Annotated in this window: 10 protein-coding genes; 7 read left to right on the top strand and 3 right to left on the bottom strand. The window is 70.6% G+C overall.

All coding sequences use genetic code 11. From position 1 onward, the window contains the following. The first annotated feature begins 60 nt into the window (after positions 1-60). Positions 61-1,062, top strand: a complete 1,002-nt coding sequence (locus tag OHU35_RS16870) for a DNA-3-methyladenine glycosylase (protein WP_189726716.1) — start codon at positions 61-63, stop codon at positions 1,060-1,062. 205 nt (positions 1,063-1,267) lie between these two features. Here OHU35_RS16870 and OHU35_RS16875 read toward each other — a convergent pair whose 3' ends face one another. Together OHU35_RS16875 and OHU35_RS16880 are read right to left on the bottom strand one after the other, a co-directional pair. Further along, entirely contained in the window at positions 1,268-2,350 is a 1,083-nt protein-coding gene (locus tag OHU35_RS16875) for an NDP-sugar synthase (protein ID WP_189726717.1), read from the bottom strand. A 112-nt stretch (positions 2,351-2,462) separates the two neighbouring features. Beyond that, complete coding sequence (locus OHU35_RS16880; RefSeq protein ID WP_405505797.1) at positions 2,463-3,923, bottom strand: peptidoglycan recognition protein; 1,461 nt, start codon at positions 3,921-3,923, stop codon at positions 2,463-2,465. A gap of 150 nt (positions 3,924-4,073) precedes the next feature. Between OHU35_RS16880 and OHU35_RS16885 the strand changes: the two genes are divergently transcribed. The 6 genes from OHU35_RS16885 (at position 4,074) to OHU35_RS16910 (ending at position 13,773) form a co-directional block, all read left to right on the top strand. Next, positions 4,074-4,829: a TIGR03089 family protein gene (locus tag OHU35_RS16885; RefSeq protein WP_405505799.1), complete on the top strand. Its 756-nt coding sequence runs from the start codon at positions 4,074-4,076 to the stop codon at positions 4,827-4,829. A gap of 235 nt (positions 4,830-5,064) precedes the next feature. After that, on the top strand, positions 5,065-6,300 hold the full coding sequence (locus OHU35_RS16890) for an LCP family protein (protein ID WP_405505800.1): 1,236 nt from the start codon (positions 5,065-5,067) through the stop codon (positions 6,298-6,300). A 239-nt stretch (positions 6,301-6,539) separates the two neighbouring features. After that, positions 6,540-8,306 (top strand): LCP family protein, encoded by a 1,767-nt coding sequence (locus OHU35_RS16895; protein ID WP_189726721.1) that lies wholly within the window; start codon positions 6,540-6,542, stop codon positions 8,304-8,306. Between the two features lie 74 nt (positions 8,307-8,380). Next, positions 8,381-10,003 (top strand): LCP family protein, encoded by a 1,623-nt coding sequence (locus tag OHU35_RS16900; RefSeq protein ID WP_405505803.1) that lies wholly within the window; start codon positions 8,381-8,383, stop codon positions 10,001-10,003. A 186-nt stretch (positions 10,004-10,189) separates the two neighbouring features. Next, complete coding sequence (locus tag OHU35_RS16905; RefSeq protein ID WP_359893791.1) at positions 10,190-11,920, top strand: LCP family protein; 1,731 nt, start codon at positions 10,190-10,192, stop codon at positions 11,918-11,920. Between the two features lie 92 nt (positions 11,921-12,012). After that, positions 12,013-13,773, top strand: a complete 1,761-nt coding sequence (locus OHU35_RS16910; protein WP_405505805.1) for an LCP family protein — start codon at positions 12,013-12,015, stop codon at positions 13,771-13,773. Positions 13,774-13,830: 57 nt separating this feature from the next. On the opposite strand, the gene OHU35_RS16915 is transcribed toward OHU35_RS16910, so the two are convergent. Further along, positions 13,831-14,868 carry a glycosyltransferase family 2 protein gene (locus tag OHU35_RS16915; RefSeq protein ID WP_189726725.1) on the bottom strand — a complete coding sequence of 346 codons (1,038 nt, stop codon included), beginning with the start codon at positions 14,866-14,868 and terminating at the stop codon, positions 13,831-13,833. Positions 14,869-14,902 lie beyond the last annotated feature (34 nt).

Raw genomic sequence — 14,902 nt, forward strand, 5'->3', positions numbered from 1 at the left:
GCTGCTCCTCTCATCCTTCCCGGTGAGTCATGCCGGCGACTTCGTTCAGGGGCCTTGTTCATGGCAGGACGGTTCACTCCCCGGCCCACGCGTACGACGGTGCGCGGCGGCCATGTCGCCGTGGGCGCGGGCGTGCCCCGGCAGGCGGCGGGGCCGGGGCGGGTGCGCGACTGGGTGCCGGACGGGCCGCTGGATCTCGGTCTGGTGCTCGGGCCGCTGCGGCGCGGGCCGGGTGATCCGACGTTCCGGGCGACGCCGGACAGGTCGGTGTGGCGGACCGCTCTCACTCCCGCCGGGCCCGGGACGCTACGGGTGCGCGCGTCCGGCGGTGGGGTGCGCGGGGAGGCCTGGGGGCCCGGGGCCGAGTGGCTGCTGGAGCGGTTGCCGGAGCTGCTCGGGGCCGCGGATGATCCGTCCGCGTTCGTGCCGCGGCACCGGCTGGTGGCGTTGACCCGGCATCGGCGGCCGGGGCTGCGGCTGACGCGGAGCGGGCTGGTGCTGGAGTCGCTGATTCCGTCGATTCTCGAGCAGAAGGTCACGACCGATGAGGCGTATCGGGCGTGGCGGTTGCTGGTGCGGAAGTTCGGGGAGCCGGCGCCGGGGCCCGTGCCCGGGCCGATGCATGTGATGCCGGGGCCTCGGACGTGGGCGTTGATTCCGTCGTGGGAGTGGCATCGGGCCGGGGTCGACAACAAGCGGGCGTCGACGATTCTGCGTGCGGTTCGGCTGGCCGGGCGGTTGGAGGAGGCGGCCGGGATGGAGCCGGGGGCGGCTCGGGCGCGGCTGGAGGTCGTGCCGGGGGTCGGGCCGTGGACGTCGGCGGAGACGGTGCAGCGGAGTCATGGGGCGGCGGATGAGGTGACGGTGGGGGATCTGCATCTGCCGCGGATCGTGGGGTGGGCGTTGGCCGGGGATCGGGATGCGGATGACTCCGTGATGCTGGAGTTGCTGGAGCCGTATGCGGGGCAGCGGCATCGGGCGGCTCGGTTGATTTTGCTGAGTGGGAGGGTGCCGGGGCGTAGGGCGCCGAAGATGCCTCGGTGGGATATCGGGGGGTTGTGATGCACTGCCCGTTGCTCGGTGCCCTGCGTCGGTGCTGAGGGCGGGTGGGTGCGCAGCCCGGCGGAGCGGGGTGCCTCCCCCACTCTCGGCTTCGCTCGAGCGGGGGGACCCCCACCGCCCACCCGCGCCGCCCTGGGGGCACCTCCCAGGCCCTTAAGGCACTGGGGGAGGCACGCATGCCCGCAGCTCGGCTCCGCCCTAAGCCCTACTGGTCCGACGAGAAGCGGACCGCTCCTGCTGGGATTTGGGCGTCGCACCAGATGCGGGTGCCCTCCAGGAGTTCGTTGTCGGGGCCGATGGTCGCGCCGTCGCCTATGACCGTGCCGGTGAGGACGGAGCGTTCGCCGACTCGGGCCCGTGCGCCTATGAGGGAGTCGGTGACGACCGCGCCGGGTTCGATCACGGCGCCCGGCATGATCGTGCTGCCGAAGACCCGTGCGCCCTCGGCGACGAAGGCGCCCTCCCCCACCACCGTGCCGCCGGACAGCTTCGCGTCGGCCGCGACCGTCGCCGTCGGCAGCACCAGGCGGTCGCCGCAGCGGCCGGGGACGGCGGGCGACGGGGCCCGGCCTAGGACCAGGTCCGCCGAGCCCCGGACGAACGCCGCCGGGGTGCCGAGGTCCAGCCAGTACGTCGAGTCGACCATGCCCTGAAGGTGGGCTCCGGCGGAGAGGAGGTCGGGGAAGGTCTCCCGTTCCACCGACACCGGCCGGCCCAGCGGGATCGTGTCGATGACCGAGCGGCGGAACACGTACGCCCCCGCGTTGATCTGGTCGGTGACGATCTCCTCGGGGGTCTGCGGCTTCTCCAGGAACGCCAGGACCCTGCCCGTGTCGTCCGTGGGGACCAGGCCGTAGGCACGCGGGTCCGTGACCTTCGTGAGGTGCAGGGAGACGTCCGCGCCCGTCGACTCGTGGGTGTCCACCAGGGCCCGGATGTCCAGACCCGTCAGGATGTCGCCGTTGAAGATCAGGACCGGGTCGTCGGGGCCGGAGCGCAGCCGGGAGGCGACGTTGCGGATGGCGCCGCCCGTGCCGAGGGGCTCCTCCTCCGTCACGTACTCCAGGTGCAGGCCCAGCGCGGATCCGTCACCGAAGTACGGCTCGAAGACCTCGGCCAGATAGGACGTGGCCAGGACGATGTGCTCGACGCCCGCCGCTCTCGCTCTCGCCAGCTGGTGCGTGAGGAAGGGCACCCCGGCCGCCGGGACCATGGGCTTGGGCGTGTGCACCGTGAGCGGGCGCAGCCGGGTGCCCTTGCCGCCGACCAGGAGGATCGCTTCTGTCACGTGTCGTCTCTGCTTCCTGCCGGGACCGGCCGAACTGTCTTTCGGCCGGTCAGTGTATGCAGACCGTTCCGTGGCGCCTTCGCTGGCCGTGCGGCATTCCGGCCCTCCGTTCTCAGCGGCCCTGGTAGCGGGCCGCCGTGGAGCGGGCCGAGCCGAGCTTGCCGTAGAGCTTCCGTCCCGGGCAGGCCGTCTTGAAGCCGTCCCGGTGACCGGAGATCACGTTCAGTCGTACCTTCTTACCTTTGCGGTAGAGATTGCTGCCAGCCGACTTCAGGTAGGTCTTTCCCCGCGGATTCATCCGGTACAGGCCCAGCTTCCACGCCGTGACCCGGGCGATGGCCTTGACGGCGGCGGACGACGGCTTCTTGGATCCGTACGATCCGAGGACGGCGATGCCCATGCTGTTGCTGTTGAAACCAAGGGTGTGGGCGCCGAGGACCGGCCTCGCCACGCCTCCCGCGCGGCCCTCGTAGATCTTTCCGCACTTGTCGATGAGGAAGTTGTAGCCGACGTCCCGCCAGCCCATGCTCTTGACGTGGTAGCGGTAGATACTGCGGATGAGTGACGGAGACTGCGAGCAGTTGTACTTGTTGCCGCTCGCGGTGTGGTGCACGAAGGCCGCCTTGACCTTCTTCGTGTAGACGAACTTCCGCTCCCGCAGCCCCTCGTTCGCGCCCCAGCCGCGCCGCGTGACGATCCGCGGGCGCGGGCCGACGTACGGCTTCGCCCGCTGCCGCTGAGCCGCCTCGGCGGCACGGAGGGTGTAGTACTCGCGCTCGGTCGCCGCGCGGCTCAGTGCCGTGATCTCGGTGGCGCCGAGGGGGGCGAGGTCCGCGTTGGCGGCGGAGGCGTCGGTGGCGGCGGAGGCCTCGGTGTTCAGGCCGCCGGTGCGGGGGCTGTCCACGGGGCCGCCGGGGAGTGCCTCGTCGCCCTCGCCGGGGTCGACGAGTTCCAGACGGAGGCCGGAGGGGAGCGAGGGTGCGGCGACCGCGATGCTGCGGCCGCCGGTGCCCTGCAGTTCCGAACGGACCCGGAGTTCCACGCCGTCGGAGTCGCCCACCCACAGCGGCGCCGTGGCGCCGCGGACGCGGCCCGAGGTGCTCTCGGGGGTGTCCAGGTCGGCCGCGTGGTCGCCGTTGTGCGTCTCCACGTCCTGCCATCCCGACCAGGTGCCGGTGCCGGCGGCACGGGTGCGGACACGGACGCGGCCGTGCAGTTCGGCATGGGGGTCGTCCCAGATGACGCCGACGAGCGAGAAGCGGCGAACGGCACGGCGGGACAGGCCCTGTTCGGCCGAGGCGGAGGCAGAGGCTGAGGCGGAGGGGGTGGCGCGGCTGCGGGTGAGGGGTTCGAGGGGGAGGGACTGGGTGCTGCCGGCGGCGGACGGTTCGGCCGCGCGCCGGTCGGTCATGGTCGTGTCCGGCGCCCCCGCGTGGGGCGCGGGTCTCGCGGCCGTGGCGACCTCGGTGGTCGGCACCGGTCTCGCCGTCGCCGCGAGGGCGGGCGGAGTGAGGGGAAGGGCCAGAGCGGCCGCACAGGTGACACCGATCGAGGAAGCAAGGAATCCACGCATGCCCCTGATCTTTGGCATAGGCCTATAAGTCTGTCCATTTGGGATTTGACGGACTGTCGGTCGAAATGCGGCCGAACCGGTGGTGAACGCGTGGCGGGGCGGTGGCCGGGCCGTTGGGCGGAGGCCGGCGTGCCGCGTACCCTTGCGCGGGTGAACGCCACCGATCGCACCCCCGCCGACCTGCTGGGTTCCGCACTCGCTGCGGATCCGGGACGCCCCCTGGTGACCTTCTACGACGACGCCACGGGCGAACGTGTCGAACTGTCCGTGGCCACCTTCGCCAATTGGGTGGCCAAGACCGCGAACCTGCTCCAGGACGAGCTGTCCGTCGAGCCCGGGGACCGGGTCGCGCTGCTGCTGCCCGCGCATTGGCAGACGGCGGTGTGGCTGCTCGCGTGCGCGTCGGTCGGCGTGGTCGCGGACGTGTCCGGGGACGCGCGGGCCGCCGATGTCGTGGTGAGCGGGCCGGACGGGCTGGAGGCGGCCCGGGCGTGTTCCGGGGCGCGGATCGCGATGGCGCTGCGGCCGCTCGGCGGGCGGTTCCCGCAGACCCCCGAGGGGTTCATCGACTACGCGGTGGAGGTGCCGGGGCAGGGGGACCGGTTCGTGCCGTACGCGCCCGTGGATCCGGAGGAGCCCGCGCTGATCGTGGCGGGGCGGGAGTTCACTGGGGCCGAGGTTGTGGAGCGGGCTCGGGCGGGGGCGACGGAGCTGGGGCTGACCGGGCCCGGCTCACGGATCCTGTCGGGGTTGCCGTACGACACGTGGGAAGGGCTGAACGCGGGGTTGTACGGGCCGTTGGCCACGGGAGGGTCTGTGGTGCTGTGCCGGAATCTGGAGTTGGTGGGGGGCGAGGTGCTGGACAAGCGGGTGGAGAGTGAGCGGGTCACGGCGCTTGCCCGGTAGGCCGTTTCTTGGTGCGGGGCGTTGCTGCTGGAGGCGGGTGGGTCCGCAGCCCGGCGGTGCGGGGTGCCGCTCTCTCTGGGACGGGTGCCGCCCTCAGCGGCACGATTGCCCACGGCCAGGCGGCCAGCGCCCCCCGTTCGGCCCATCCCCACCCCTCCCCCACCGCCCATCCACGCCACAGTCGTAGGAGCAGTGCGCACGGCACGTTCGTACGACGTGAGGGGTGGTCCCTGTCGTGGCCGACACCGGTGGTGGGTCCTTGCCGAGGCTCGGGCCGGGTGCGGGGGCCTCGGCAAGTGGGCGGGGGCTGGCGCGGCGGCGGCGTCGGCGGTGGGTGCGGTGCACGGCGTTCGGGATCGCCGCCCTCGTCGTGGCGGCCGCCGGGGCCGGATGGGCCGTGTACGCGAAGCTCAGCGGGAACATCACGCCCGACGAGGCCGCCGCCGCCGAGCTCGCGCGGTACGAGAAGGAGCGGCCCACCTCGCTGGTCAGGGACGCGCGGAACGTCCTGCTGATCGGCTCGGACTCGCGCGAGGGTGACGACAACGCCCGCTACGGCCGGGACTCCGGGACCGAGCGGTCGGACACCACGATCCTGCTGCACCTGTCCGCGGGCCGGAGCAGCGCCACCGCCGTCTCCCTGCCCCGGGACCTGATGGTGGAGCTGCCGGGCTGCCGCCGCCCGGACGGGTCCCGCAGCGCGCCGCGGTTCGCGATGTTCAACCAGGCCTTCGCGCTGGGCGGTTCGGCCTGCACCATCCGGACCGTCGAGAAGCTCACCGACGTCCGCGTCGATCACCACGTCGTCGTCGACTTCCACGGCTTCAAGGAGATGGTCGACGCGGTCGACGGTGTCGAGGTGTGCCTGCGGGAGCCGGTCGACGACCGGGCCGCCAAGCTGAGGCTGCCCGCGGGGCGCGTGACACTCAACGGCGAGCAGGCCCTCGGCTACGTCCGTGCCCGCAAGTCCCTCGGCGACGGCAGCGACACGGAGCGGATGGAGCGGCAGCAGCGATTCCTCGGCGCACTCGTCAACAAGGTGCGCAGCAATGACGTCCTGCTGAATCCGGTGAAGCTGTATCCCGTGCTGGACGCCGCCACGTCCTCTCTCACAACGGACCCGGATCTTGCCAGCCTGCGCGGTTTGTACGAACTCGTGCGCGGCCTGCGCGACATCCCCATGGAACAAGTGCAATTCCTGACCGTCCCCCGGGAGTCGTACGCATACGACGCCAATCGCGACCAACTCGTGGAGCCCGAGGCGGAGAAGCTGTTCGAGCGGCTGCGTAAGGACTCGCCGGTGGTCGTCGCGGGGGACGTTCCGCACGGTTCTGCCCCGTTGAGGCCCACCGAATCGCGTGACGGATCGTACGGGGATCCGTATCCGGGTCCGTTCACGAAAACCGTCGTCACCGTTTCTCCTCCACCCACGTTCCGTGGAAACACGGCAGCCGAGGACACCTGCGAGTAAAGCGGACACCAAGGCCGCCTCAAGGTAACGCGCTCTTCACCGGGAAATGGGCGGATTGCCCAGGTGTAGGGACGTGGAGTTCGTCACCGTCGTCGCTCGACGCTGAACTGGGCGGTTAGTGTGAGCGACCCCGGTGCGCCCGGCTCTGAGGACGGTCCTGAGATCGCGCACTGTGTGACCGAGACCGAGCGCCTTGGAGGGGAAGGCGCCGCGTGCCCCGACGGAGGAAACAGACAACCGTGGACGCGCAAGGCCGTGGGCGGGCGGACGATATCGATCCCGCCGACCAGTGGGTGCTCAATCCGAACACCGGCGAATACGAAATGCGACTGCCCCCTTCCGCACCGCAGTCAGGTGTCCCCGGGCCCCGCAAACCACCGGCCTCCGACACGGACCCGTCGGCACTCGGCTCCACGCAGCCGCTCGGCCGTTCCGCGGCGCCCGGCCGCGCCAGGCCCGAGACGCCCGGTCGTGCGGTGCCGCCGCCGCGCAGGCGCCGCGGGGCTCCGGCTCCGGAGGAGCCGCTGCCGGGGCGGCGTGGGCGCCGGCCCGCCAAGAAGGCCGCGAAGGGCAAGAAGGTCCTGCTGTGGACCGGCGGCGTGATGGCGTTCGTGCTGGTCGCCGGGGCGGGCGCCGCGTACTTCTACATCGAGCACCTGAACAGCAACATCGCGTCGGTCTCCGACGACGGCGCGAGCACCGGTGGCTTCGAGAAGGACAAGGCCATCAACATCCTGCTGATCGGCACCGACAAGCGCACCGGCGCGGGCAACGAGAAGTACGGCGACGCGGGCAGTGTCGGGCACGCCGACACCACGATCCTGCTGCATGTCTCCAAGGACCGTTCGAACGCGACCGCGCTGAGCATCCCCCGGGACCTGATCGTCGACATCCCGGACTGCCCGACCACGCAGGAGGACGGGTCGCAGAAGGTCATCCCGGGCACGCCGCAGACCCGCTTCAACACCAGCCTCGGCCAGGACGACCGAACCCCCAGCTGCACGATGCGGACCGTGACGGAGCTGACCGGGGTCAAGCCGGACAACTTCATGGTCGCCGACTTCAACGCGGTCAAGACGCTGACCAGCGCGGTCGGCGGGGTCGAGGTCTGTCTGGGCAAGGACATCGACGACCCGGACTCGCACCTCAAGCTGTCGAAGGGCAACCACACGATCGAGGGCGAGCAGGCGCTGGCCTTCGTGCGTACGCGGCACTCGGTCGGCTTCGGCGGCGACCTGAGCCGGATCGGGCTCCAGCAGCAGTTCCTGAGCGCGCTGATGCGCAAGCTGAAGGACAACGACACGCTCACCAGCCCCTCGAAGATGCTCGATCTGGCCGAGGCGGGCACCAAGGCGCTGACCGTCGACTCGCAGCTGTCCAGCATCGGCAAGCTGAAGGACCTCGGTCTCGAGCTGGGCAAGCTCAACACCAAGAACCTGACGTTCGCCACGACCCCGGTGATCGACAACCCGGCGGAGAAGGTCCCGACCACGGTCGTCCTCAACGATTCGTCGGCCCCGCAGGTCTTCGACATGATCAAGAACGACGTCTCGTTCACCGCGGTCAAGGACAAGAAGAAGAAGGAAGCGGCCGCGGTGGCCGCCCGGCTCAAGGGCACCAAGTCCGCGGCCTCCGAGGTGCGGGTGCGGATCATGAACGGCGGTGCCGTCGCCGGCAGCGCCCAGGAGACGCTCAGCTGGCTGCAGGTCGAGGAGGGCGTGACCAAGTCGGAGAACGCCGGCAACGCCCCCGCCGAGCTGGCGAAGACGACCCTCGAGTACGCCCCCGACCAGGCCGACCAGGCCCGCCGCCTCGCCGACATCATGGGCCTGCCCGGGTCCGCGCTGAAGCCCGGCGAGAGCGTGGAGAACGCCCAGGGCGTCCCCGCGATGACCCTGACCCTCGGCAAGGACTTCAAGGGCGCGGGCGCTTCCCAGACCACCCCGGCCAAGGCGCCGGCGGACGTGGACAAGTCCACGGCGGACAAGGTCGAGTGCGCCGAGTGACCTGAAGGGCCTGTCCTACGTCTCACAGGGCGTACGGCAGGCCTTGTCCGGTGACACGGGGGTGTGGGAAGCAGATGGCGCGGAGCAGCGGTGTGTATGGGGAGGGGACGAAACCGGGTGCCGTCCCGCGTGAGCCGGCCCCGGGCAGATCCACCGGGCCGGGCGGCCGGGACCGCCGCCGAGGCCGTCGGGCCCGCCGCGGACGCCGAGTCCTGCGCTGGTCGGCGACGACCCTCTCCCTGCTGGTCCTCGGAACCGCCGGCGCCGGTTACCTCTACTACGAGCACCTGAACGGCAACATCGAGAAGGGCCAGCGCAGCAGCGGCGACTCCAAGGCGCGGCGGGCCGCTCCGAACGCGGCCGGGCAGACGCCCCTGAACATCCTGCTGATCGGCTCCGACAGCCGTAACTCCGACGAGAACGTGAAGCTGGGCGGCGCCAGGAAGGACCGCGGCACTCCGCCGCGGGGCGATGTGCAGATGCTCATCCATCTGGCCGCGGACCGCGAGAGCGCGTCCGTGGTGAGCATTCCGCGCGACACCCGGGTCGACATACCCAAGTGCACCGACCCGAAGTCCGGTCGGACGTACCCGCCGGTCAACACGATCATCAACGCCTCGCTGGCCCGGGGCGGGGCGGGCTGCACGCTGGCGACCTGGGAGAACCTCACCGGGGTCTACGTCGACCACTGGATGACGATCGACTTCGCGGGCGTGGTCAAGATGGCCGACGCCATCGGCGGGGTCGAGGTGTGCGTGGAGCAGAACGTGTGGGACCGCCCGCTGCCCCGCGTGCCCGGCGGCTCCGGACTGAAGCTGAAGGCCGGCCGGACGAAGGTCCAGGGCGAGCAGGCCTTGCAGTGGCTGCGCACCCGCCACGCCTGGGGCAGCGACCCGCTGCGGGCCAGGGCGCAGCACATGTACATGAACTCGATGATCCGCACGCTCAAGTCGCAGAACGTCTTCACCGACACCGGCCGGCTGACGGACCTGGCCGAGGCGGCCACCAAGTCGCTGCACGTGTCCGAGGAGATCGGCACGGTGAAGAAGCTGTACGACCTGGGGGCGCAGCTGAAGACGGTGCCGACGGACCGCATCACCATGACGACGCTGCCCACGGCCGCGGACCCGGAGGACGCCAACCACCTGATCCCGGCCGGCACCGACGCCGACCGGGTCTGGGAGATGATCCGCGACGACGTGCCGTTCGACGGCAAGGGCGGGAAGCCGGGCGCGAAGAAGACGGAGAAGGCCGAGAAGGCGTCCCGGGATCCGGCCGCCGCGGACGGCGAGATCGGCGTCCTGGTGCAGAACGCCACGCGCTCCAGCACCCTCGGACCGGTGAGCGGACGCGCGGGCGCCATCACCCAGTCGCTCGTGGGGAAGGGCTTCACGAAGGCCGCAGCGGACACCTCGGGCGCGCTGGCCGAGGAGCGGAGCGTCGTGCGCTATCCGAGCGCCGAGCTGGCGGGCGATGCCCAGCGCGTCGCCAAGTCGTTCGGCATTCCGCGGAGTTCCGTGCGGCAGTCCACCGACGTATCCGGCGTCACGGTCGTCGTGGGCGCCGACTGGCGTACGGGTACGGCGTATCCGAAGCAGCCGGCGCCCAAGGCCGGAGACCTGCCCGGTGACGCGGACGCGCTCAACGGCTCGGACGCCGGTAAGTGCATGAACGTGTACGCGCCCTACCGCTGGTAGAGATTCCCGGAACGGAATTGGGCTGGATTGCCCAAATGTAGGGACGCTGAATTTGTCATTCAGCGCACACCGACGTTCAACTGGGCGGATAGTGTGAGCGATCCAGTGCTTCTGTGATGACCAAGTACCCGCGCGCCTTCCGGGGGGAGAAGGCGCCGCGTGCCCCGACGGAGGAATCGGACAACCGTGGACGCGCAACGCCGTGGGCGGGGGGAACAGATGGACCCCGCAGACCAGTGGGTACTCAATCCGAACACCGGCGAATACGAACTGCGACTGAATCCATCCGCAGCGCAGTCGCGGACGGCTCCTCGTACAGCCACCGCACGTTCGACCGGCGCACGTTCGGCCGCTCCCCGTGAGGGCGCGACCCGCAGCACCCGTACCGAGGTTCCGCCGCAGCGCAGGCGGCGCGGTGCTCCCGAGGAGCCGCCGCCGGGGCGCCGCGGTGGGCGCCGGCCGGTGCAGCAGAAGCCGAACAAGGCGAAGAAGGTGCTGCTGTGGACCGGCGGCACGATGGCGTTCGTGCTCGTCGGGGTCAGTGCGGCCGGCTACTTCTACCTCCAGCACCTGGAGGGCAACGTGTCGACGACCGACGTCGGCAGCGCGGGTGCCAGCAACTTCAGCAAGGACGAGGCCTTCAGCGTCCTCATCATCGGTACGGACAAGCGCACCGGCGAGGGCAACGAGGGCTACGGCGACAAGGGCAGTTCCGGGCACGCCGACACCACGATCCTGCTGCACGTCGCCAAGGACCGCTCCAACGCGACCGCGCTGAGCATCCCGCGCGACCTGATCGTGAACATCCCCGACTGCCCGACGAAGCTGGAGGACGGCTCGGAGAAGGTCGTCCCAGGGAATCAGGGCGTCCGCTTCAACCGGAGCCTCGGGGAGGGCGGTCGGGACCCCGGCTGCACCATGCGCACGGTGAAGGAGAACACCGGCATCACCGTCGACCACTTCATGATGGCCGACTTCAACGCGGTGAAGACGCTGACCACGGCGGTGGAAGGCGTCGACGTGTGTGTGGAGAAGCCGGTCAACGACAAGGAGTCCAAACTCGTCCTGCCCGCGGGCGAGTCGACGGTGGAGGGCGAGCAGGCCCTCGCGTTCGTCCGTACACGCAAGAGCTTCGGCAACAGCGGCGACCTCGACCGGATCAAGGTGCAGCAGCAGTTCCTGGGCTCGCTGATGCGCAAGATGGCCTCCAGCGACACCCTCACGAGTCCCTCGAAGCTGCTGAACCTGGCCGAGGCCGCGACGAAGGCGCTGACCGTGGACCAGGCGATCGGCAGGGTCAGCACGCTCAAGGACGTCGCCCTCGAGCTGAAGAAGGTGCCGACGAAGAACATCAGCTTCACCACGGTGCCGGTGGTGGACAACCCTGCGGAGACGGTGAAGGCCACGGTCATCTTCGACAAGTCCAAGGCGCCGCAGGTGTTCGACATGATCGAGAACGACGTCTCCCTGACCGAGGTCAAGCAGCAGGAGAAGAAGGAGAAGGACGCCCAGGCCGCCCGGCTGAAGGGCACCAAGTCCGCGGCCTCCGAGGTACGGGTGCGGATCATGAACGGCGGTGCCGTCGCCGGCAGCGCGCAGAAGACCCTCCAGTACCTCCAGGTCGAGGAGGGCGTGGACAAGTCGGAGAACGCCGGCAACGCGCCCGCCGAGCTGGCGAGGACGACCCTCGAGTACGCCCCCGACCAGGCCGACCAGGCCCGCCGCCTCGCCGACATCATGGGCCTGCCCGGGTCCGCGCTGAAGCCCGGCGAGAGCGTGACCAACTCCCAGGGCGTCCCCGCGATCACCCTGACCCTCGGCAAGGACTTCAAGGGCGCCGGCGTGAAACTCAACGCCCCGGCCAAGGCGGCGGACGTGGAGAAGTCCACCGCGGACAAGGTGAAGTGCGCTAGTTGACCCGTTGAGGGCAACTGACAGGCCCGTCGTGCGTCTAACAGGAGGCAGGGCGGGCCTGCTGCATGCGCCGGGGGGCGGAGAGGACCGGGGAAGTGACGCAGAGCGGTGTGCGGGAGGACGGTAAGCGGCAGAGCGTCCGCCACGAACCGGACCCGGGCGAGGAGAAGCCGACGCCGGGCAGCCGGCCGCCCGACGGTGACGGCACGTCGGCAGGGGACGCGGAGACGCCCGACGACGAGGGCGTGCCGGCGGGGAGCGCGAGCACGCCCGACGTCGACGGCACATCGGCGACAGACCCGAACTCACCCGGCCGCGACGATGCGGCCGGAGGCGACGGTGGGGAAAGCGGTCGGCGGCGCGGGGGCCGGGCGCCGCGCAGGCGGCGGGTGCTGAAGTGGTCCGCCCTCGTGCTGGCCGTGCTGATACTCGGGACGGCCGGGGCCGGCTACCTCTACTACCGCCATCTCAACGGCAACATCAAGAAGGACGCCCTGAACCTCGGCGACGGCAAGGTCGCCGCTCCGACGCCCAACGCCGCCGGGCAGACCCCGCTGAACATCCTGCTCATCGGCTCCGACGCGCGGGACAGCAAGGAGAACCAGAAACTCGGCGGCGCCCGCGAGACGTTCGGCGCCACGCCCCTCGCGGACGTCCAGATGCTGCTGCACCTGTCCGCCGACCGCACCAACATGTCGGTCATCAGCATGCCCCGCGACACCCTCGTGAAGATCCCGAAGTGCACCGACCCGGACGACGGGAAGGTGTACGAGGCGACCCAGGGGCGGACGATGACCAACCAGAGCCTCGGACACGGCGGTCCGGGCTGCGCCGTCGCCACCTGGCAGGAGCTCACCGGCATCCACATCGACCACTTCATCATGGTCGACTTCGCGGGCGTGGTGTCGATGGCCGACGCCGTCGGGGGCGTCCCCGTGTGCGTCGACGCCAACATCCACTCCCGCACCTCCGACGGCAAGGGCTCGGGCCTGAGACTGGAGAAGGGCACCTCGTACATCCAGGGCGAGCAGGCCCTGCAGTGGCTGCGCACCCGCTACGGCTTCGAGGACGGCAGCGACCTCGCCCGCGCCAAGGCCCAGCACATGTACATGAACGCGATGGTCCGCCAGCTGCGCGACAACATGACCCTGAGCAGCCCGAACAAGCTCCGCAGACTGGCCGAGGAGGCCACCCGGGCCATGACGGTCGACCCGGGCCTCGACACCGTCAAGAAGCTCTACGACCTCAGCGACGAGCTGCGCAAGGTGGAGCCGAAGCGCATCACCATGACCACGATGCCCAACCGCTACGTCGGTGCCCGCGTCGAGCCCACCGAGGACGCCGAGCAACTGTTCCGGCTGGTGCGGGAGGACATCGCCCTGGACGGCAAGGACAAGGCGAAGAAGCCGACCGCCGAGAAGGCCTCCGCCGACCCGGCCGCGCCCGACGACGAGATCCCCGTCCAGGTCCGCAACGGCACCCGCACCGACACCCTGGCCGCGGCCCGCGGACGCGCCGGCACGGTGGCCGGCCTGCTGAAGGAGGAGGGCTTCACCCAGGCCGTCGCCGACACCACCGGCTCATGGACCGAGGACAGGACCGTCGTCCGCTACCCGAGCGCCGACCTGGAGGGCGACGCCCAGCGTCTCGCCAAGGCCCTGGGCATCCCACTGAGTTCGGTGCAGCGGTCCACCGACGTCTCCGGCATCACCCTCGTCGTGGGCGCCGACTGGCGGGAGGGCACGGCCTACAAGGCGCCCGAGGAGAACGACAGGACCCCGAAGTCGGCCGAGGCGCTCAACGGCGCCGACGACAAGGCCTGTATGCACGTGGACCCGGCGTTCACCTGGGACTGAACGGCGACGGGCCCTTTTCCCAACCGGGGAAAGGGCCCGTATCAAGACGCCGGTGATTCAGCTCGCGGAGGCGTCCGCGCGGACGGCGGGCCGCCGGCTCGCGATCACCTTGCGGGCCAGCGCCCGCGGACTGGTCAGAAAGCCCCAGCCCCACGACATGTGCATGGTGGCCAGCGCCACGGGAATCTGGAGCCGCGCCTTCAGCGGCAGCCCCTTGCCCGCCGGGACCGAACCGGCGAGGATCGCCGCCAGATAGCCGCCGGGCACCACGAAGCCCCACGGGGTCAGCAGCGCGCCCACCACGATCCCGGCCGCGATCGCGCACACGGCGGTCGGCGGGGCGAGGTAGCGCAGGTTGATCGAACCCTCGTGGTAGCGGGCGACCACATGCCGCCAGCGGCCGTAGTCCTTGTACTGCTTGGCGAGGGCCTTCACGCTCGGCCGCGGCCGGTACGACACCCTCAGCTCGGGCGAGAACCAGATCAGCCCGCCGGCCTCACGGATGCGGAAGTTCAGCTCCCAGTCCTGGGCGCGGATGAACTCCACGTTGTAGCCGCCCTGCTGCTCCAGCGCCTCGCGCCGGAAGACGCCGAGGTAGACGGTGTCGGCCTGCTGGGCTTGGCCGCCCGTGTGGAAGGCGGCGTTGCCGACCCCTATCTTCGAGGTCATCGCGGCGGCGACGGCGTGCTCCCAGTCGTTCTCGCCCTCGGCGTGCATGATGCCGCCGACGTTCTGCGCGCCGGTCTCCTCCAGGAGCCGTACGGCGGTGGCGATGTAGTTCGGCGAGAGCATGCCGTGCCCGTCGACGCGCACGACGATCGGGTGGCGGGAGGCGTTGATCGCCGCGTTCAGGGCGGCCGGCGTACGGCCGGTCGGGTTCGGGACGGTGTGCACACGCGGGTCGTCCGCGACGAGCTGAGCCGCGATCTCGTCCGTGCGGTCCGTGGACGGACCCAGGGCGATCACGACCTCCATCTCGCCGGCGTACTCCTGCGCGAGGATCGCTTGGACTGCTCCCCGCAGATGCCGTTCCTCGTTGAGGACGGGCATGATCACGGAAACGGCGGGGTGGCGCACGTCGGGATTGGCGTTCATAGGGGGCTCACGTTACCGCGAACGGGGGACAGCG

Source organism: Streptomyces purpurascens, assembly GCF_045040895.1.
GTDB classification, from domain to species: domain Bacteria; phylum Actinomycetota; class Actinomycetes; order Streptomycetales; family Streptomycetaceae; genus Streptomyces; species Streptomyces purpurascens.